The following is a 19,074-nucleotide window of genomic DNA, read 5'->3' on the forward strand; positions in this document are numbered from 1 at the left end:
CACAGACCGGAAAGACCATGGCTTCCACCACACCGATAGAAACGCCGCCGGCACCGCCGGTGGCGCGCAAGCGCGCCGGCACCGGCTCCGGCCGCGTGGGCGACAAGATCTTCCTGGGCCTCTCCAGGGGCTCGGGCATCCTGCTGCTCCTGATCATGGCGTCGATCGCCGTGTTCCTGACCTACCGCGCCTCGATCGCCGTCTCCAAGAACGAAGGCAACTTCTTCACCACCTTCGACTGGAACCCGGCCGGCGACCCGCCGGTGTTCGGCATCGCGGTCCTCCTCTTCGGCACGGTCGTCAGCTCGATCATCGCGATGGCCATCGCCGTCCCGGTCGCTGTCGGCATCGCCCTGTTCATCTCGCACTACGCGCCGCGCAAGCTGGCCGCGCCCCTCGCGTACGTCGTCGACCTGCTCGCCGCCGTGCCGAGCATCGTGTACGGCATCTGGGGCGCCCTCGTCCTGGTCCCGTACCTGGAGGGCCTGAACCTCTGGCTCGACCAGTTCTTCGGCTGGACGTACATCTTCGAGAAGACCGAGGTCGGCGTCGCCCGCTCGCTCTTCACCGTCGGCATCCTGCTCGCGATCATGATCCTGCCGATCGTGACCAGCGTCAGCCGCGAGGTCTTCCTCCAGGTCCCGAAGATGAACGAGGAGGCCGCCCTCGCGCTCGGCGCCACCCGCTGGGAGGTCATCCGCCTCTCGGTGCTCCCCTTCGGCCGCTCCGGCGTGATCTCCGCCTCGATGCTGGGCCTGGGCCGCGCGCTCGGCGAGACGATGGCCGTCGCCACGGTCCTGTCGCCGAGCTTCATCATCTCCGGGCACCTGCTCAACCCCGGCGGCGGCACCTTCGCCCAGAACATCGCCGCGAAGTTCGACGAGGCCGACGAGTTCGGGCGCGACGCCCTGATCGCCTCGGGCCTCGTGCTCTTCGTCCTCACCCTGCTGGTCAACGGCGCGGCCCGGCTGATCATCGCCCGCCGCAAGGAATACTCGGGGGCCAACGCATGAGCCAGGCAGCCAACACCGGCATACAGGACCGCCCCGCCGTGACGACGCCCAAGCGCCCGACGAGCCTGAGCAGCCGGGCACTGCCCCGCTGGGCCCCGTTCGCCTTCGCCGCCGTGGCGCTCGCGCTGGGCGTGGGCACCGGCGCGGCGGCCGGCTGGCAGAGCCGCACCCAGTGGGGGCTGTTCTCCGCCCTCCTCTTCGTCGTCATCTCGTACATCGTGACCTCGGTCGTGGAGAACCGGCGCCAGGCCAAGGACCGGCTCGCCACCAGCATCGTCTGGGTGTGCTTCCTGCTGGCCGTCGTGCCGCTCGCCTCGCTGCTGTGGACGACGATCAGCCGGGGCGCGGAGCGCCTGGACGGGTACTTCCTGACCCACTCGATGGCCGGCGTGCTCGGCTCCGAGCCGACCGGCGGTGTCTACCACGCGCTGATCGGGACGCTGGAGCAGGTCGGCATCGCCACCGTGATCTCCGCCCCGATCGGCATGCTGACCGCCGTCTACCTGGTGGAGTACGGCAAGGGCGCCCTGGCCAGGGCCGTGACCTTCTTCGTCGACGTCATGACGGGCATCCCGTCCATCGTCGCCGGTCTCTTCATCCTCTCGATCATGCTGATGACGAAGACCCAGCCGTCCGGTCTGATGGGCGCGCTGGCGCTCACGATCCTGATGATCCCGGTCGTGGTCCGCTCCACCGAGGAGATGCTCAAGCTCGTCCCGAACGAGCTCCGCGAAGCATCGCTCGCCCTCGGCGTCCCGAAGTGGCGCACGATCCTGAAGGTGGTCCTGCCGACCGCGATCGGCGGCATCACCACCGGTGTGATGCTCGCGATCGCCCGTATCGCCGGTGAGACCGCGCCGATCATGCTGCTGGTGTTCGGCAGCCAGCTGATCAACCCCAACCCGTTCCAGGGTGCACAGTCCTCACTCCCCTTCTACATCTGGGAGCAGTACCGGGTCGGTACCGACCAGTCGTACGACCGTGCCTGGGCCGCCGCGCTGGTCCTGATCGCCTTCGTCATGATCCTCAACCTGGTGGCCCGCGGCATCGCCCGCTGGAAGGCCCCGAAGACCGGCCGCTGACGCGGCACGAAAGAAGCAGTGATTCAGATGGCCAAGCGCATCGACGTCAGCGGTCTGTCCGCCTACTACGGCTCCCACCTCGCCATCGAGGACATCTCGATGACCGTGGAGCCCCGCTCCGTGACCGCCTTCATCGGCCCGTCCGGCTGCGGCAAGTCCACCTTCCTGCGCACCCTGAACCGCATGCACGAGGTCACCCCCGGTGGCCGCGTCGAGGGCAAGGTGCTGCTGGACGACGAGAACCTCTACGGGTCGAACGTCGACCCGGTCACCGTGCGCCGCACGGTCGGCATGGTCTTCCAGCGCCCGAACCCGTTCCCGACGATGTCGATCTTCGACAACGTCGCGGCCGGTCTCAAGCTGAACGGCTCGTACAAGAAGAGCCAGCTGCCCGAGATCGTCGAGAAGTCGCTGCGCGGCGCCAACCTCTGGAACGAGGTCAAGGACCGGCTGAACAAGCCCGGCTCCGGTCTCTCCGGCGGTCAGCAGCAGCGTCTGTGCATCGCCCGCGCGATCGCGGTCGAGCCGGACGTGCTGCTGATGGACGAGCCGTGCTCCGCCCTGGACCCGATCTCCACCCTCGCCATCGAGGACCTGATCGGCGAGCTGAAGGAGCGCTTCACGATCGTCATCGTGACGCACAACATGCAGCAGGCGGCCCGGGTCTCGGACCGCACGGCGTTCTTCAACCTCGCGGCGGTCGGCAAGCCCGGCAAGCTCATCGAGATCGACGAGACGGAACGCATCTTCTCCAACCCGTCCGTCCAGGCCACCGAGGACTACATCTCGGGCCGCTTCGGATAGACCCCCAGACGGCCTTGGGGTGCTGCATGGCGGTGCCACCACAAGGCGAAGGGGCCGCCCCCACTCCCGCGAAGGGAGTGGGGGCGGCCCCATTTCCGTACGTGCGCACGCACGCACCGCCGAGTCCCGGTGGCCGACGCCCGTCAGCCACCGGCCGACGGCTGTCAGCCGTCAGCCGTCAGCCGTCAGCCGAAGAGCAGGACCACGACCCCGTAGCTCGCCGCGGCGACCAGTGCCGCAGCCGGCATCGTGATGAACCAGCCCAGGATGATGTTCTTGGCGACACCCCAGCGGACGGCGTTCACCCGCTTCGTGGCGCCCACACCCATGATCGCGGAGGTGATCACATGCGTCGTGGAGATCGGCGCGTGGAACAGGAACGCCGAGCCGAACATGATCGAGGCGCCCGTGGTCTCCGCCGCGAACCCCTGCGGCGGGTCCAGCTCGATGATCTTCCGGCCGAGCGTCCGCATGATGCGCCAGCCACCCGCGTACGTACCCAGCGAGAGCATCAGCGCGCAGACCAGCTTCACCCAGACCGGGATCGGGTCGCTCGGGCTCTCGACGTCGGCGATGACCAGGGCCATCACCACGATGCCCATGGTCTTCTGCGCGTCCTGGAGACCGTGGCCGAGCGCCATGCCGGCGGCCGAGACCGTCTGCGCGATCCGGAAGCCGCGCTTGGCCTTGTGCGGGTTGGCCTTCCGGAACATCCACATGATCGCGACCATCACCAGATAGCCGACGACCAGGCCGATGACCGGCGAGACGAACATCGGGATGACGACCTTGTCGAGCACCCCGTCCCAGTGCACCAGCGTCCCGCCGGCCAGCGCCGCGCCGACCATGCCGCCGAACAGGGCGTGCGAGGACGAGGACGGCAGGCCGAAGTACCAGGTGACGAGGTTCCAGATGATCGCGCCGACGAGCGCGGCGAAGAGGATTCCCATCCCCTTGGCGCCCTCGGGCGTCGCGATCAGGCCCTCGCTGACGGTCTTGGCGACACCGCTGCCGAGGAACGCACCGGCCAGGTTCATCACCGCGGCCATCGCGAGCGCCGCGCGCGGGGTGAGGGCACGCGTGGAGACGGACGTGGCGATGGCGTTCGCCGAGTCGTGGAAACCGTTCGTATACGTGAAGCCGAGCGCGACACCGATGGTCACGATCAGCGCAAAGGTGTCCACGTGGTTCAGGACTCCTTGACCGCGATGGTCTCCACCGTGTTGGCGACGTGCTCGAACGCGTCGGCCGCCTCTTCCAGCACGTCCACGATCTGCTTGAGCTTCAGCACCTCGATGGCGTCGTACTTGCCGTTGAAGAGATGAGCGAGCAGCTTGCGGTGGATCTGGTCGGCCTGGTTCTCCAGACGGTTGACCTCGATCCAGTACTCGGTGAGATTGTCCATCGTGCGCAGCCCCGGCATCGCCTCGGCGGTCAGCTCGGCCGCGCGGGCCAGCACCTCGATCTGCTGGGCAATGCCGTTGGGGAGTTCTTCGACCTGATAGAGCACGACCAGGTCGACGGCCTCCTCCATGAAGTCCATGATGTCGTCGAGCGACGACGCGAGGTTGTAAATGTCCTCACGGTCGAACGGCGTAATGAAAGAGGAGTTCAGCTGGTGGAAGATCGCGTGGGTGGCATCGTCCCCCGCGTGCTCCGCTGCCCGCATGCGCTCCGCGATCTCGACTCGGGAGGCAGAGTCCGCCCCGAGCAGTTCCATCAGGAGTTTCGAGCCCGTGACGATGTTGTCCGCGGATGCGGAGAACATGTCGTAGAAGCTCGTCTCCCTGGGGGTCAGACGAAAGCGCACGTGGGGTCCTCGGGGTGCTTTGGATTCGGTCAGGCTGATGCTAGGCGCATCATCCGGCCACGGCTAACCGGCGTTCTTCAGTGTCGCGCATCAGGCACAGTGATCAGCACGGGCCCCCGGTCACGTTTCAGATGAATTCGTTAGGATATACCCGCCAGGGGTATATAAACGGCAGGGTAAAGGGAAAACGGGAGGCAGCAATGACCACCACCGAGGCCGCCGGGACCGCCGCGGAGACGGAATCCCCCATCACCGATCACGACCGGGGCATACACGGTTATCACCACCAGAAGGCCGAGCACCTCAAGCGGCTGCGCCGGATCGAGGGCCAGATCCGCGGCCTCCAGCGCATGGTCGACGAGGACGTCTACTGCATCGACATACTGACCCAGGTATCGGCGTCCACGAAGGCGCTCCAGTCGTTCGCGCTCCAGCTGCTGGAGGAGCACCTGCGGCACTGCGTCGCGGACGCGGCGGTCAAGGGCGGCGAGGAGATCGACGCCAAGGTCGAGGAGGCCACGAAGGCGATCGCCCGGCTGCTGCGCACCTGATGGCGAAGGCCGGGGCCGCAGGCGCCGCGCTCACCCCCGGTGTCATCCCTGCCGGGGGACGGTGGCCCGATCGGTCATCGCGTGGACGTTGAGCACCTCGTCGATACGGTCCGCGCTGAGCCGTTCCCCGATCGCGGCCGACGCGGCGATCATCAGCTCACCGCAGAGCTCGATCTCGGCGAGGGCCACATGGTCGGATACGGTCCGCGCGCTGAGCGTCACCACGTCACTCGCCTCTCACTGCCGTCACCGGCTTCCTAGCGTAGGGAGCGGACCGCACACCGCGCATGGCACGGACGGACCATTTCACCGGTGCCGGCATGCCTACGTCGGCTATTCCTGCCGGATCCGCCCGGTGTAGATGTCCTGGCCGTCCGGCAGCCGGACGGAGACCGGCACCCCGAACCCGTACAGCAGTGTGGTCGACACCACCTCCACCGCCGGCCCTTCGTTGGCGAAGCTGAACCGGTGGCGCACCTTGCGCAGCCGCCCCTGCTCGTCGAGGTACGCGTCGAACGGCACCGTGTCCCTGCTGAACCCTTTCGCTGCCGCGGCCAGCGCCCCGCGCGATCCGGGCGCGGCCTCGCGCGCGGCCAGCCCGATGTCCGCCGTCCCCCGGTAGTGCCGCACGGGGACCCCGGCGAGCACGGTCTTCTCCACGTACGTCACCTGCCGCGCCCCGCGCAGCAGTTCGGCGGCGGCCATCGGATCGGTCACCCCGCCGGTGACGAGGTTGCCGTCCTCCAGGGTCGTCGTGTCCACCCTGACCCATTTGTCGGCGGGCACTCCGGCCCCGCGGTTCATCATGTAGAGCGCGCCGGGGGCCAGCAGTTCGGTGATGGGGCGGTGCTCGTCCTCACCGGCGGCGTCCTCGGGCAGCACGACGGTGAGCCGGCCGGTCCGGTTGCGGAAGTCGTACGCCCCCCGGCCCCGGATGGTCACCCGGGTCCCGCCCGCCGCGGTCTCCATCGACGTCAGCACCTCGGCGGTCCCGGCGACGGCGGAGGAGTCGGAGGCGGCCCCGGAGTCGGAGGCGGCCCCGGAGTCGGAGGCGGCCTTGGAGGCGGCGCCGGCCGAGGGGCCGGGAGCTGCCGAGGAACCAGGAGAGGCCGGGGAACCAGCAGGGCCCACCGCCACCGTTCCCGACCCGCTCACCGTCCCCGCGAGCACCGCCGCCGCGCGGCGGACCGCGTCGAGGGAGTCGGCCCCGCCCCGTTCGTCGGCCACGGCCGGGTCACCGCCCCCGCCCGCCGAGCATCCGGCGGTCGCCGCCATCACGCCCACCACGGCAAGGGCGCAGACAGCGCGCGCCCCGCCTCTGGACCTGTGCTGCCACACCACCATCGCCTGCCAACCCCCAACGCCGTGACGCCTGCCCGAGAGGCCCATCCGTTCCGCATAACGACAACCCGTGTCCCCCGTCACGCCGCCCCCACCGGGCACACCGCCGGGTGGCCGTGGCCAGTACCGTGGACGGGTGTATGACCGACGCACCGACGAGGTCCCGCCGACCGCCCCCACCGCCACGTCCGCCGGGCACGAACCCACCACGGTGGAGCGCGGTTCCTTCTGCACCGCACGCTGCGCCTGCGGCTGGTCCGGCCCGGCCCGCCGCTCCAGGGACCGGGCACGCACGGATGCCGCGGAGCACCGCACGGCGGCACCCTGATCCCGCTCCCCCACGCCCGGCCTCCACCTCTGCAGCCGATCCCCCCACGCCCGGCCTCCCCCAGCCACCGCCGGCCGGCCCATGAGCGCCAAGACTCGGAGATCCGATGAACCTGCCGCCCCTGCCCGCCCGGCGCACCCTCCTCACCGCGGGCGCCGCCGCGCTCGCCGGCGCCACCGTCACCGCCTGCAGCGGCACTTCCGGCGGCTCCACGGGCCCGTCCGACGCCGCCGGCACCTCCGACGGCTCCGGTACCTCGGGCAGCACAGGTGCCTCCCCCGCCCCACCGGCCCCGTCGAAGTCCGCCCCCACCGGACCGGCGGACTTCTCCGCCCTGGCCAGGAGCCTCGACGGCAGCCTCGTACGCCCCCAGGACGCCGCCTATGCGACCGCCCGTCAGCTCTACAACACCCGCTTCGACGGCCTGAAGCCCGCCGCCGTCGCCTATGTCCGGCACGAGGCGGACATCCGCGAGTGCCTGGCCTTCGCCCGCCGCACGGGCACCCCCGTCTCCATCCGCAGCGGCGGCCACTCGTACGCGGGCTGGTCGAGCGGGAACGGACGCCTCGTCGTCGACGTCTCGTCACTTTCCCGGGTCGGGACGGACGGCACGATAGGCGCGGGTGCCAAGCTCATCGACGTCTACCAGGGCCTCGCCCGCAGCGGCCTGACGATCCCCGGCGGCTCCTGCCCCACCGTCGGCATCTCCGGCCTCACCCTCGGCGGCGGCCACGGCGTCGCCTCCCGCGCGTACGGCCTGACCTGCGACAGCCTGACCGCGGCGACGCTCGTCACGGCCGACGGCAAGACCCTCACCGTGGACGCCGGGCACCACCCGGACCTCTTCTGGGCACTGCGCGGCGCGGGCAACGGCAACTTCGGCGTGGTCACCGGGCTGACGTTCCGCACCCGCCAGGTCCCGCAGACCGTCACCGCGTACATGTCGTGGCCGTGGTCGCGCGCCCGGTCCGTCATCTCGGCCTGGCAGGAGTGGGGCCCGGACCAGCCCGACGAGATCTGGTCCTCCGCGCACCTCGCCGCCGGCCCCGGGGGCGGCAACCCGACCGTCTCGGTCGCCGCGTTCAGCCTCAGTACGTACGGCGACCTGCAGAACGCCGTCGACCGCCTGGCCGACCGGATCGGCGCCTCGGCCTCCTCCGTGTCGCTGCGCCGCCGCAGCTACCAGGAGTCGATGCTCGTGTACGCGAACTGCTCGGGCATCACCGACGCCCAGTGCCATCTGCCGGGGACGACACCCGGCCGCACCACGCAGGGCACGCTCCAGCGCGAGACGTACGCCGCCGCGTCCGACTTCTACGACCGCTCGCTGTCCCCGGCGGGCGTGCAGGCCCTGCTCGACCGGACCGAGGCGTTCACCCGGATTCCGGTGACGCAGTCCGGGGGCGGCGGCTCCATCGCGCTCACCGCGCTCGGCGGCGCGATCAACCGGGTCTCCGCGCAGTCGACGGCCTTCGTCCACCGGGGCTCGCGGGTGCTCGCGCAGTACATCGGTTCCTGGAGCCCCGGCACGACGGGCACCGCCCAGCAGGACTGGCTGAAAAACACTCATGCGGCGATGCGCCGGCACGCGTCGGGAGCGGCGTACCAGAACTACACCGACCCGGCGCTCACCGACTGGCGCCGGGCCTACTACGGCTCGGCGGCCGACCGCCTCGCCGGTCTGAAGAAGCAGTACGACCCCGACCGCCTCTTCGCCTTCCCGCAGGCACTCTGAGAAGCACTCCGAGCGCTGTCGGCGCTCAGGCCGCGAGGTCCTTCTCGCCGTCGCCGCCGCCCGTGCCCGGCCTCGGCTCGGGGATTCCGAACGCTTCGGCGGAGCCTCCGGCCGTCGCCACCGGAACCGGCCGGCGCGACCGTACGAGCCACCCGAACCGGTCCGACCGCGAGACTGCCGCCACCAGCGGGGTCAGCAGCATCATCGCCAGCGGGGCGAGCAGCAGGGCGACCGCGGTGCCGAGCGCGAATCCGCCGACGACGTCGGTCGGGTAGTGGACGCCCATGTAGATCCGGCAGAAGCCCTCCAGGAGGGCGAGCGCGATCGCGGCGATGCCGAACTTCCGGTTGGCCACGAAGATCCCGACGGCCAGGGCCATCGCCATCGTGGCGTGATCGCTCACGAAGGAGAAGTCGTTCTTCCCCGTCACCAGGACGTCCAGCCCCTGATGGTCCTTGAACGGGCGGGGCCGGTGCACGAATCCGCGGATCGGAATGTTGATCAGGAGCGCGATCCCGGCGGCGAGCGGCGCCCAGACGAGGCCGGAGACCGCGGCCGTCGAGTCGTCGGCCGTGCCGCGCCGGCGCACGCTCCACCAGCACCACAGGCCCACGAGGACCATGCCGAGCATGATTCCGTACTCACCGACGAACTCCATGACCCGGTCGAACCAGGTGGGAGCGGACTTCGCGAGTCCGTTGATGTCGTAGAGCAGGCTGACATCGGGGTTCGACCCATCCATTGCGAGTCCAGCCATCTGCTGCGGCCCCTTGCCTTGTCTGCTGCCGCGGGCACACCCGTGTGCACCGCTTTGACGAACCCCCGTGTCGGTCCGGTCACTACGTAATTCAGTGCTTCATTCAGTGCTTCACGAACCGGTACGCGGTCGCTCCGGTCCCCCCAGGGAACGACGCCCCCTGTGCCCGCGTTCCGCTCTCCACCGAATGATCACCATGACGTTATCGAAGAGTGATGAGTCGTCGCAGCTCAGGGCCCAGGCTTCACGGAGAGTTCCGGCCACAGCCGTCCCCGCGTCACGCCGCCGGCCGGGCCGTCGGAAGGGCGGCGGCCCCGTCCTTGGTCACGCGCGTCGCGCCGAAGTAGTCGGGCGCGTCGATCTTGTCGAACCGGATCACGGCCCCGGTGTACGGAGCGTTGATCATGTACCCGCCGCCGACGTAGATCCCCACGTGGTGGATGGCCCGCGAGTTGCCCAGGTCGTTCGAGAAGAAGACCAGGTCGCCGGGGAGCAGCTCGTCCCGGGAGGGGTGCGGCCCGGCGTTGTACTGGTCGTTCGCCACCCGGGGCAGCTCGATGTCCACGGTCCGGTACGCGGCCTGGGTCAGCCCCGAGCAGTCGAACCGCCCGTTCTGCTCGGGCGTGCCGTTCCCGCCCCAGAGGTACGGCGTACCGAGCTTCTTCTGCGCGAAGTAGATCGCCCCGGCCGCCTGCTCCGAGGGCTGTACGCGCCCGACGGGCCTGGCGAAGCTCTTCTCCAGGGAACGGATGATGGTGACGTAGTTCTGGGTCTCCGAGATGTCCGGGATACCGCCGGCCCGGATCACCCGGTACGCGCCGGCGTTGTACGCGGCCAGCATGTTGTCCGTCTGATCGCCCGGCACCTTCTTCACGTACCCGGCCAGTTCACAGTCGTACGAGGCGGCGGACGGGATCGCGTCGGCCGGATCCCATACGTCCCGGTCGCCGTCCTTGTCCCCGTCGATCCCGTGGCCGGCCCAGGTGCCGGGGATGAACTGGGCGATGCCCTGCGCGGCGGCGGGACTCTCGGCCCGGGGGTTCCACCCGCTCTCCTGGTAGAGCTGGGCGGCGAGCAGGGCCGGGTTGATGGCGGAGCAGAGGTTGCCCCACTTCTGCACGAGCGACTGGTACTTCGCGGGCACGGCCCCCTTGGCCAGCGCAACGGCTCCGCCGCCACCGGAACCTGCGAGTCCGGCGGCGGCGGAGTACGTACCGACGACGAGCAGCGCCACGAAGCACATGGCCATGCCGACACCGATGCCACCGACCACCCAGAATTTCCGCACGCCTCAACCATCCCCCATCCGGGACGTGTTCATGGCCGTTTTCGAGGGTGTGTACGAGTCTTCCGGGTCATCGGGGCTCATCGGTCGGCCAATCCGGCGCACGGAGCCTTCTGCCCGGCGCACTCGGTGCACGGAGCCTTCTGCCCGGCGCACTCGGTGCACCGGGCGGATCGACCGGCGCACCGAGTGACCGGGCCACTGAAGGGCCGAGGGACCTTCAGGAGGCTCCGGCGGACCAGAAGTCGGAGCGCACGTTGGGACTCGGCAGCGGGTAGACACCCTTGTACGCGGGCCCGTTCGGCTTCGACGTGGAGTCGGCGACCTTCGACTCCTTCACACAGGGACTGTCCGCCTCGAAGAATGCCTGCCCCTTGGCCCGGATGCTCACGCTGATGCCGAAGCCGTCCTTCGACACCGCGTAGACGGCCGGGAACTGCTCGTCCTTGTTCTTCGCCTTGATGCGGTAGTCGCCGGCGCGCCAGAACTTCTCGATCTGGTCCAGGAAGCCCTGCCGCCGGTCCGCGGAGACGATGGTCATCACGGTGCGCCTGCGCGTCACGTCGCAGCTGCCCTTCGTCGTCGGGCCGTGGGCCCACTGCACCTCGGGGTCGATCGCCTTCAGTACGTCGTCGAGCATGCCGTCGGCCCGGTCGGCGGCCTCCTGCATGTTCATGTCGTTCCCCTTGGTGCTCTTGTCGCTCTTGGTGCTCTTGGTGGCCGTCGTGCCCGTGTCCGCACCCGTCTGCGCCTTCTCGCTGCCGCAGGCGGACAACGTGAAGCCGACGGCCAGAGCCACCGCGGCGATCTGGAACCTGCGCCTCATCGCTGTTCCTCCATCTTGAGCCGGTCGGAGTGTCCCGACACGATAAGGGCGATGCTGTCGGCGGACATGGCGTCCCGTACCGGGTTGAAGTAGTTGGAGTGCGAGTCGAAGCTCATGGGCTTGCCCGGGTCCACCGGGAACCGCTTGGCCCCGAACGCCTTGCTCGCCGGGTCCTTGCCGAACCAGAGGTCGTCGTCGCCCGGGTCCGCGAGGTCCCCTGCGGCGTACGCCCCGGCCGGACCGCCCAGGATCATCCCGATGCCGCCCACGACGACCTGGGTCTTGGACGGGAGCTTGGTCACCGGGTCGTTCTCCGCGGCTCCGACGAAGACGTGCTCGGCCCCGACCCCGAGGTCCACGGCACGGTCCACGCCCACTCCGGGGCTGCCGACCAGGATGATGTCGTCCACCCCCGGGATCCCCCCGAGCTTCTGGGTCGCGGCACCGACGGTGCGCGAACCGTAGGAGTGCCCGATGGCCGTGATGTGCGGGTCCTTGTTCTGGTTGGTGGCCGCGATGCCGCCCATGAAGTCGTAGTACGCGGCGCCGCCCTTCTTGGCCCGGCCGGTGCCCGCGACCGCCAGGCTGCTCAGCCCGTCCGGCGTCTGCGGTGCGTCGTACCCGAGCCAGACGATCGCCGCGCTGGACGGGTCGTAGCCCTGGGCGCCGATCGCGGTGTCACGGGCGCGCTTGAGGTCGTTCTTCGCGAACTCCTCGTCGAGGGAGGTGTTCAGCCCCGGCACGTAGGCCGACACGTTCTTCGAGGTGTCGGGGTTCCCGTAGGCGACGATCGCCCGGCCGTTGCCCTCGTCGCTGATGCCGATGAGGTACATCGGGGGCTGGCTGCCCTCCTTCAGCTGCCGGTCGATCTCCCGCAACCCGGCCAGCTGCTCCTTCGACGTCTTGTCGGTCTTGCCCTCCAGCTTCGAGATCAGGTTCGGCAGGTTGCGGCGGTTGGCCGTGTCCCGGTCCGCGACGGGAATCCCGTCCAGGCTGCCGATCTGGTCCGGGAGGAGCTCCAGGTAGCGGTCGCGCTGCTCCTGCGTCAGCCCGTTCCACCAGTACTTGCGGCCGGCCGCGCTGCCACCGCGCGGGATGCGTTCGTCGAGGTACTGCCGCTCCCCGTCCCGTACCGCCGACTCGACGCGGGTTCCGGACCCGGGCAGCCCGGTGAGCGCGCTGCCGCCTCCGCCGGAACCCTTGGTCACGTCCCAGGCGGCCTGGATGTACTTGCCCTTGTCCCACTTGTCGCCGGCCTTGTTCGCGGCCTGCGCGTACTGGTCGACGACGCCCTTGGCGGTGTCGACGGGGTGCGCGATGGTGTCGATGGCCCCGGTGACGTCGCCCAGCAGACCGTCGTCGCCCACGACTCCGGTGAGGAAGCCGCCCTTCGATTCGTCGGTGGAACCGGGAGCCGGGTTTTGTCTACCCGCGTTGACTTCTGTAGAAGAACCACCGGTTCCATCCGAACCACCAGCGCCACCGGCACCACCGGAACCGCCCGAGGCATCGCCCCCACCGGAGCCGCTGCCCCCGGAGCCGCTGCCACCGGTCGCGTCCGCCCCGCCGGAGCCCGTTCCGCCGGTCACGGTCGCGCCCTCGGTCCCGGCACTCCCGCCGCTGCCGCTGCCGTTCCCGCCCCCGCTGCCGTTCTCGTTCCCGCTGCCGCCGCCGGCGATGGCACCGGGGGGCGGGCAGGCGCTTCCGGTCAGCTGGCAGATGGCGTTGCGGAGTTGACCGGACACCTGCCCGCCGATTCCCGTGGCCACCAGCCCGCCGATGAGGGCCACGACCACGAGGATCATGCCCAGGTACTCCATCGCGGTCTGGCCGTTGTCCCGACGCGCCTTGAGCAGTCGTCGTACGACGCCGAACGGCCGGTGCTCGACGCGCTGTTCGGGGGCGAGCCTGAACCATGCGCGGGAGCTGGACCGGAACAGCAGGACGAGGATGACGACGGGCAGCACCAGCTGCGTCACGCCCCGGCCGTTCTCCGCGTCGTTCAGCGTCGCCAGCGCACCGAGCAGGAGCCAGGCGCTCACGGCCAGGAGCCCGCGCCGGATCCAGACACCCCCGGTCCGCAGGTACAGCGACAACACGAACCCGACGACGCCGGGCAGCGACGCGTACAGCACCATGCCCAGCAACCGGCCGTCCACCGCGTCGACGGACGAGGCCACGACCAATGCGTCGAACGCGCCCACGACCGTGAGAACGAAGAGCAATCGGACGAGAATCAGTACCGCCTGCAAGGGGCGCGACAGTGGCTGCCTGCCCGGAGGGACCTTGGCGGTGCTCACGTCAGCACCACCCGGTACCGCTAGTTCTCGTATGCCAGACACGGCGAGTCTCCCCAGCTTTGTGAGTGGGCGCAGCGACAGTTCCCCCCGGTATCCGTATGCGACCACAGCAGCGCAGACCCGGCATGGGCCCCAGGACCCAATGCCGGGCTCAACGTCGCACCCGCGACCCATCACGTACTGTCACCGACCGGTCCGTTACGGGTCATTGAGGGCACTGACGATGCGTCAGGGCGCTCCGGCGGACCAGAAGGGGGAGCGGACGCTGGGGCGGGGAAGCGGGTAGACGCCGTCGTAGCCGGGACCGTTGGGCGGCGTGGTGGACTCGGCGACCTCCGACTCCTTCACGCAGGGGCTGTCCACCTCGAAGAACGCCTGCCCCGCGCCACCGATGCTGAGGCTGACTCCGAAGCCGTCCTTCGTCTGCGCATAGATCGCCGGAACATCCGCATTCTTGTTGACGGCCCTGATCCGGTACCCGCTCCGGCGCCAGAAGCGGTCCACCACACCGAGGAAGCTGCCCCTGCGCCCTTCGGACACAACGGTCATGACCACGCGCATACGAGACACATCGCAGCTACCCGTACTGGTCGGCCCGTGCGCCCACTGAACTTCCGGTTTGATCTCCCCCAGTACGGCATCAAGCAGTTGATCGGCTCGATCTGCCGCAGCCTGCATGTCCATCTTCTCCAGCCCTCCCGGACCTGGTGAGGCAATTTCCCTTGCGCAACCGGAAAGCGTCAGGCACAACGCCAACGCCGCGCCAGAAGCCCGAAACCGGGACTTCACCGGGGTTCCTCCATCTGGATATCGCGAGATCTCCCCGCAGCGATCAGCGCGATGCTGTCTGCGGACACGGAGTCCTTCTTCGGGCTGAAGTATTGGGAGTGCGCATCGAGCGAGGGGCCGTGCAGGCCGACCAGGGGAGGTCCCTCATTCACGGGGAAACGCCGGGCGCCGAATGCCTCGCTCGCCGGATCCTTGCCGAACCAGATGTCGTCGTCCCCCTGGTCGGCGATGTCCCCCGCCAGATACCCGACCACCGGACCGGCAGCGATCGTTCCCAGTGCGCCGACCAGGCTCTCCTGCCCGGACGGGACCTTGGTCACCACGTCGTGTTCGGCCGCTCCGACGAATACATGGTCCTTGCCGACTCCGAGGTCCTCCGCGCGGTCGACACCCACCCCCGGGCTGCCGACCAGGACGATGTCATCGACCCCCGGGATGCCACCGTCATGCTGCGTCGCGGCTCCCACGGTGCGCGATCCGTAGGAGTGCCCGATCGCCGTGAGATGCGGGTCCCCGGTCTCGTTGGTGGCCGACAGCCCGGCCATGAACCCGTTGAAGGCGACCCCGCCCTCCTCGGCTCTCTTCGTTCCCGCCACCGACAGGCTGGACATGCCGTCCGGCGACTGCGGCGCGTCATATCCGAGCCAGGTGATGGCCGCACTGGAATGGTCGTACTTGTGAGCGCCCTTGGCGGTGTCCCAAGCGCGCTTGATGTCACCTGTCGCAAATTCCTTGTCCAAGGAAGTGTTCAGCCCGGGGACATAGGCCGCCACGTTCTTCGCCGTATCCGGATTCCCGAAGGAGACGATCGCCCGCCCGTTCCCCTCGTCCCCGATGCCGAGCAGGTACATCGGAGGACGGCTGCCCGCCCGCAGCTGCCGGTCGATCTCCCGCAGCGCCTCCAACTGCGTCTGCGACTTCGCATCGTCCCGCCCCTCCAGCTTCCCCATCAGCAGCTGGAGGTTGTCCCGGTTCGCCGCGTCCCGTACCAGTGCCGGAATGCCGTCCAGGTTGCCGATCCGGTCCGGGTACACCGCGAGGTACTCCTCGCGCTGTTCGTCCGTCAGGGCAGACCACCAGGACTTCCGCTCGGCCGGGGACGCGTTGTACGGGATCGCGTCCCTCAGGTAACCGCGTGCCGCGTCGCGTACCGCTGCCGCGTCGCCCGCCGCGTCCTGCCACGTCGAGTCCGGGACCTTCAGACCCTCTTCGGCCTTCAGCCTCCGCAGGATCCGGGCATACCGCCAGTCGATCTCGGCCGCCGTCCGTACGGCCTTCGCGACCCGGTCCGCGATGTCCCGCGCCTTCGCCGCGTTCGGGTTGGGGGCGACCAGGCCCGAAGGCGCGTGCAGGCCGGGCGCCACGGCCCCCGCCGTCGCCGTGCCGCCCGGCAGCGGCCTGCCGTCGACCAGGCCCTCGCCCGCCGCCGGATACGTCACCGAACCGTCCCCGCGCACGGTGAACTTCAGGGCCTCCGCGTCTTCCAGCGCCTCCCGCAACGCCCGTTGCTGGGTGCGCAGCTCGTGGGCCAGGCTGTTCAGCGTCGTACGGAGCAGGCCGCACTCCGTGTAGAGGTAACCCAGGTTCCGGCCCATCTGCCGCAGCCGTCCGACCGCCGCCTTCGCCGCCTCGCCGCGCTGCGTTTCGCGCAACCCGTTCAGCAGCTGCTTCTCGATCCGGTCCCGGCCCGCGTCGGCGCGGTTGCTCGCCCTGCCCCACCCGTCGGCCGCGCCCTCCAGTTCGCCGCACTTCAGGTCCCGTAACTGTGCCCAGGTCAGCGTCATCGCGCCTCGCCCCGGCCCGACGGCGACGGTGACGGCGACGGCGACGGCGACGGCGACGGCGACACCGAAGCCAGGGCGGACTTCACGCTCTCGTCCGTCTCGCCCTGGATCCGGGCGACGGCCCGTAGTTTCCCGGCCAGCGCCCGGCACTCCCCGCGCGCCGCCTCGAACCTCCGCGTCCACGACTCCCGTACGGCGCCCAGTTCCGCTATGGCGGTCAGTCCGCCGGTCCCGGCGAGGAGACCCTCGTGCGCGGTCTCCAGCTCCGACTTCACCGGGCCGAGGTGCGTACACATCCCTTCCGCGCCACCGGCCGCCCGCAACCAGGCACCACCGCTGTGCTTCAGTACGTCCCCGCTGCCGCCACCGCCGCCGCCCGCCGGTTGTCCCACCACTGCCACTGCGCCCACCCGCCCGTTCCTTGATCGCGGAGCGGCACTGTGCCAAATCCGGCGGGGGCGACACGCCACGTGCCCGGACACAGGTCGGCGGAGCGGCCCATGGTTACCGGCCCTCCCGACGTGCCGCCCCCGGAGCGGATCACCCGAACGGTGGACGGTCACCCGCCCTACCGGCGACCGCCGCCCCCGTCGTACGTCCTCGGGTCCACCGTGGCGAGGCGCCGGAGCGCGGCGGCGGCCAGGGCCTCGGGGGCGGTCCCGTCCGGCGGGATCTGCCACATGACGTACTGCCAGGGGGTCTCCTCTCCGGCCTGCCCGGATGCCGGCCCGTTGCGGCATCTGAGGGAGACGGCGATGAGGTCACGGTTCCTGAAGTCGGTACCGACCCACCACGGCTCCGCGTCCCAGCGGGTGAGCAGCTCCGGTCGGTCGCGCAGGCCCGCCGCGATGAGCCGGGCGGCCCTGCGGGCCGGCCATGTCCACGAGTGGTCGTTCTCGGCACGCTCGATCTCCGCGTCGTACGCGGCGGCCTCGAAGCGGTACTCGGGAAGCTCTCGCGCGGGCAGCAGGGAGGGCGGCGGGGCCGGGCGGCGCCAGTCCGACCAGACGACGTGGTCCCCGTCCCGGCGGATGGTGACGTGCAGCGCACCGCAGCAGCCCTCGGTGCAGTACGCCTCCGCGAGCTGCACTTCCCGTGGTTCGCCGGTGGCCCGCAGGCGGCCGCTGTCCAGCAGGTACTCCGGGGCGTGCGCGGGGCCCCGGCCGAAGGCCGCCGGTACCAGGGGGAGCCCGTCGATCAGAATGCGCGTCTCGACGACGTCCGGATCCACGGGATCGAGCACGGTGGCCTCGATCCTCAACCGCCCTGTCGGCGGACGGCCCGCCGAAGCCGCGTGTTCGACATCGCGGCGGAACGGCTGACGGGCCGTGCGGCGGGCCCACTCCACCCGCCTCCGTCCATCGGAGCCGGAGCCGGAATCGGAGTCGGGATCGGAGTCGGAATAGGAGCCGGAGTCGGAGCCGGGATCGGAGTCCTGCGCGGGCTCGCTGGCCAGAAGCGCCCGCCAGACCGGTCGGCTCAGCAAGGAGTCCAGTCCGTCCAGCAGCGCCTCGCGCCGGCCCGTCCCCCACTCCAGCAGACGGCTCGGGCCGCTGTGCAGTTCGAGCGCGACGGACAGCAGGATCGCGTAATGATCGAGGGTGGGCGGCAGTTCGGCAGCACGTACGGCGAATGCTTCGAAGAGGCGGACCGCCACCGGGCAGGCGAGGATCTCGGCCCGGTCGTCGTTCACGCTCGACATCCGGCGCAGCAGCCGTCCCGCCCCGGCCACCAGCCTCCGATCCCCGGCGCCGGCCTCCCGCAGGAGATCGGCCAGCCCGACGGCCTCGGCGACTCTGCGAGCGGTCTCGGGCCCCACTGAGCCCGCTTCCCGCAGCACAGCGTCCAGCCGTCCCCGGGCGGAGGGCGCGTCACCGGCGGCGAGGGCATCGACCAGGGCGCGCAGCTCCGGGCCACTGGCGTAATGGCCCAGCCACACCAGGGCCGCGGTCGGCCTGTCGATGGCGTCGAGCGCCCGCACGGCGTGGCTTGCGAGGTCCCGGAGCTGCCCGAGGGTCCTGAGGCAGGGGACGTCCTCCGGTTCACCGAGGCGGGCCAGGAGAGCGAGGCCGACGCAGACCGCCATGGGACCGGATCCCGTACGGGTCAGGCACCGGCCGAGCGCACGAGCCCAGGCCTCGTCCTCCAACGGCAACTTGGCGACGACGAACTGGACGTGCCCGCCCCGAACGCCCAGTTCGGCGAGGCGCAGATGGATCTCCTGGGCGGCCCGAGCCGCGTCCGCCTCGGTCCTGGCCGTGTCCGAGGCGGCCGTCAGAGGGGCCAGCACCTCGGTCAGGGCCGCGCAGACGGCCTTCCAGGGCGTTCTGGCCCGGAGGCGACGGCGCTCCGGCGGGTCCGGCAGCGCGTATCCCCGCTCGGGGAGCCTGCCGCCGGGCTCCGCGCGACGAAGGCGCAGGGCGAGGGCGTACAGCGAGAGAGCGGGAGTGGGAGCGGGCGCGGGAGCTGGAGCGGGCGCGGACGCGGGCGCGGGCGCGGGAGTGAGCGCGTCGCGCTCTTCCGGGGCGCTCAACGGGCGGGGTGGTTCTCGATTCCATGAGTCATGCGCGGAGTCTGGCAGGCGCCCCGGCCACACACCACCAGGTTTCCTTGTCAGTCGTTTCGGGACGTCGGCTTCGTGGGCGTCCACTCCGTGGGCACCCATTCGA

The 19,074-nt window shown here is 70.3% G+C and carries 18 protein-coding genes; 6 read left to right on the top strand and 12 right to left on the bottom strand.

Annotated elements, in window-relative coordinates:
* Positions 1-17 precede the first annotated feature (17 nt).
* Genes pstC through pstB form a run of 3 tightly spaced genes read left to right on the top strand, consistent with a single transcriptional unit; the run spans position 18 to position 2,899 of the window.
* Positions 18-1,013: a phosphate ABC transporter permease subunit PstC gene (gene pstC / locus ACFYY1_RS20800; RefSeq protein WP_388587472.1), complete on the top strand. Its 996-nt coding sequence runs from the start codon at positions 18-20 to the stop codon at positions 1,011-1,013.
* Positions 1,010-2,095, top strand: a complete 1,086-nt coding sequence (gene pstA / locus ACFYY1_RS20805) for a phosphate ABC transporter permease PstA (protein WP_388587475.1) — start codon at positions 1,010-1,012, stop codon at positions 2,093-2,095. The genes pstC and pstA overlap by 4 nt, the downstream gene beginning before the upstream one ends.
* Positions 2,096-2,122: 27 nt before the next feature.
* Complete coding sequence (pstB, locus tag ACFYY1_RS20810; protein WP_388587478.1) at positions 2,123-2,899, top strand: phosphate ABC transporter ATP-binding protein PstB; 777 nt, start codon at positions 2,123-2,125, stop codon at positions 2,897-2,899.
* A 185-nt stretch (positions 2,900-3,084) separates the two neighbouring features.
* Here the strand turns inward: pstB and ACFYY1_RS20815 are convergent, their stop codons facing one another.
* Both ACFYY1_RS20815 and ACFYY1_RS20820 read right to left on the bottom strand, forming a co-directional pair.
* A complete protein-coding gene (locus ACFYY1_RS20815) occupies positions 3,085-4,083 on the bottom strand; it encodes an anion permease (protein WP_376631797.1) in 999 nt (332 codons plus the stop codon).
* A 5-nt stretch (positions 4,084-4,088) separates the two neighbouring features.
* The gene (locus ACFYY1_RS20820) at positions 4,089-4,709 is read right to left on the bottom strand and encodes a DUF47 domain-containing protein (RefSeq protein WP_072488031.1); all 621 of its coding nucleotides are present in this window, start codon (positions 4,707-4,709) and stop codon (positions 4,089-4,091) included.
* A gap of 200 nt (positions 4,710-4,909) precedes the next feature.
* Between ACFYY1_RS20820 and ACFYY1_RS20825 the strand changes: the two genes are divergently transcribed.
* Positions 4,910-5,260 carry a metal-sensitive transcriptional regulator gene (locus ACFYY1_RS20825; RefSeq protein ID WP_388587480.1) on the top strand — a complete coding sequence of 117 codons (351 nt, stop codon included), beginning with the start codon at positions 4,910-4,912 and terminating at the stop codon, positions 5,258-5,260.
* Between the two features lie 42 nt (positions 5,261-5,302).
* On the opposite strand, the gene ACFYY1_RS20830 is transcribed toward ACFYY1_RS20825, so the two are convergent.
* Positions 5,303-5,485 carry a hypothetical protein gene (locus tag ACFYY1_RS20830; RefSeq protein ID WP_388587483.1) on the bottom strand — a complete coding sequence of 61 codons (183 nt, stop codon included), beginning with the start codon at positions 5,483-5,485 and terminating at the stop codon, positions 5,303-5,305.
* A gap of 108 nt (positions 5,486-5,593) precedes the next feature.
* Positions 5,594-6,604, bottom strand: a complete 1,011-nt coding sequence (locus tag ACFYY1_RS20835) for a hypothetical protein (protein ID WP_388587486.1) — start codon at positions 6,602-6,604, stop codon at positions 5,594-5,596.
* Between the two features lie 133 nt (positions 6,605-6,737).
* On the opposite strand from ACFYY1_RS20835, the gene ACFYY1_RS20840 reads away from it, so the two are divergent.
* The gene (locus tag ACFYY1_RS20840) at positions 6,738-6,929 is read left to right on the top strand and encodes a hypothetical protein (RefSeq protein WP_388587488.1); all 192 of its coding nucleotides are present in this window, start codon (positions 6,738-6,740) and stop codon (positions 6,927-6,929) included.
* A 106-nt stretch (positions 6,930-7,035) separates the two neighbouring features.
* Positions 7,036-8,664, top strand: coding sequence for an FAD-binding oxidoreductase (locus tag ACFYY1_RS20845; protein ID WP_388587491.1), 1,629 nt, complete (start codon positions 7,036-7,038; stop codon positions 8,662-8,664).
* Between the two features lie 25 nt (positions 8,665-8,689).
* Here ACFYY1_RS20845 and ACFYY1_RS20850 read toward each other — a convergent pair whose 3' ends face one another.
* From ACFYY1_RS20850 to ACFYY1_RS20885, 8 genes are all read right to left on the bottom strand, one after another.
* Positions 8,690-9,421: a phosphatase PAP2 family protein gene (locus ACFYY1_RS20850; RefSeq protein WP_388587493.1), complete on the bottom strand. Its 732-nt coding sequence runs from the start codon at positions 9,419-9,421 to the stop codon at positions 8,690-8,692.
* A gap of 277 nt (positions 9,422-9,698) precedes the next feature.
* Positions 9,699-10,694: a bifunctional lytic transglycosylase/C40 family peptidase gene (locus ACFYY1_RS20855; RefSeq protein WP_323185810.1), complete on the bottom strand. Its 996-nt coding sequence runs from the start codon at positions 10,692-10,694 to the stop codon at positions 9,699-9,701.
* Positions 10,695-10,926: 232 nt separating this feature from the next.
* Positions 10,927-11,532, bottom strand: a complete 606-nt coding sequence (locus ACFYY1_RS20860) for a hypothetical protein (protein WP_388587496.1) — start codon at positions 11,530-11,532, stop codon at positions 10,927-10,929.
* Positions 11,529-13,796, bottom strand: coding sequence for an alpha/beta hydrolase (locus ACFYY1_RS20865; protein WP_388587573.1), 2,268 nt, complete (start codon positions 13,794-13,796; stop codon positions 11,529-11,531). The genes ACFYY1_RS20860 and ACFYY1_RS20865 overlap by 4 nt, the downstream gene beginning before the upstream one ends.
* A 264-nt stretch (positions 13,797-14,060) precedes the next feature.
* A complete protein-coding gene (locus ACFYY1_RS20870) occupies positions 14,061-14,516 on the bottom strand; it encodes a hypothetical protein (RefSeq protein WP_388587499.1) in 456 nt (151 codons plus the stop codon).
* Between the two features lie 101 nt (positions 14,517-14,617).
* A complete protein-coding gene (locus tag ACFYY1_RS20875) occupies positions 14,618-16,405 on the bottom strand; it encodes an alpha/beta hydrolase (protein ID WP_388587502.1) in 1,788 nt (595 codons plus the stop codon).
* The gene (locus ACFYY1_RS20880; protein ID WP_388587504.1) at positions 16,402-16,815 is read right to left on the bottom strand and encodes a hypothetical protein; all 414 of its coding nucleotides are present in this window, start codon (positions 16,813-16,815) and stop codon (positions 16,402-16,404) included. The genes ACFYY1_RS20875 and ACFYY1_RS20880 overlap by 4 nt, the downstream gene beginning before the upstream one ends.
* 158 nt (positions 16,816-16,973) lie before the next feature.
* Positions 16,974-18,938: a hypothetical protein gene (locus ACFYY1_RS20885; protein WP_388587506.1), complete on the bottom strand. Its 1,965-nt coding sequence runs from the start codon at positions 18,936-18,938 to the stop codon at positions 16,974-16,976.
* Between the last annotated feature and the right edge of the window lie 136 nt (positions 18,939-19,074).

The sequence above is a fragment of the Streptomyces sp. NPDC001890 genome (assembly GCF_042891445.1).
Lineage (GTDB): Bacteria > Actinomycetota > Actinomycetes > Streptomycetales > Streptomycetaceae > Streptomyces.

What these genes read in the sequence shown, in the direction of transcription:
- ACFYY1_RS20860 (WP_388587496.1), bottom strand. Translation starts at nt 11,532, where the DNA reads ATGAGGCGCAGGTTCCAGATCGCCGCGGTGGCTCTGGCCGTCGGCTTC.
- ACFYY1_RS20825 (WP_388587480.1), top strand. Translation starts at nt 4,910, where the DNA reads ATGACCACCACCGAGGCCGCCGGGACCGCCGCGGAGACGGAATCCCCC.
- ACFYY1_RS20835 (WP_388587486.1), bottom strand. Translation starts at nt 6,604, where the DNA reads ATGGTGGTGTGGCAGCACAGGTCCAGAGGCGGGGCGCGCGCTGTCTGC.
- pstA (WP_388587475.1), top strand. Translation starts at nt 1,010, where the DNA reads ATGAGCCAGGCAGCCAACACCGGCATACAGGACCGCCCCGCCGTGACG.
- ACFYY1_RS20870 (WP_388587499.1), bottom strand. Translation starts at nt 14,516, where the DNA reads ATGGACATGCAGGCTGCGGCAGATCGAGCCGATCAACTGCTTGATGCC.
- ACFYY1_RS20850 (WP_388587493.1), bottom strand. Translation starts at nt 9,421, where the DNA reads ATGGCTGGACTCGCAATGGATGGGTCGAACCCCGATGTCAGCCTGCTC.
- ACFYY1_RS20875 (WP_388587502.1), bottom strand. Translation starts at nt 16,405, where the DNA reads ATGACGCTGACCTGGGCACAGTTACGGGACCTGAAGTGCGGCGAACTG.
- ACFYY1_RS20845 (WP_388587491.1), top strand. Translation starts at nt 7,036, where the DNA reads ATGAACCTGCCGCCCCTGCCCGCCCGGCGCACCCTCCTCACCGCGGGC.
- pstC (WP_388587472.1), top strand. Translation starts at nt 18, where the DNA reads ATGGCTTCCACCACACCGATAGAAACGCCGCCGGCACCGCCGGTGGCG.
- pstB (WP_388587478.1), top strand. Translation starts at nt 2,123, where the DNA reads ATGGCCAAGCGCATCGACGTCAGCGGTCTGTCCGCCTACTACGGCTCC.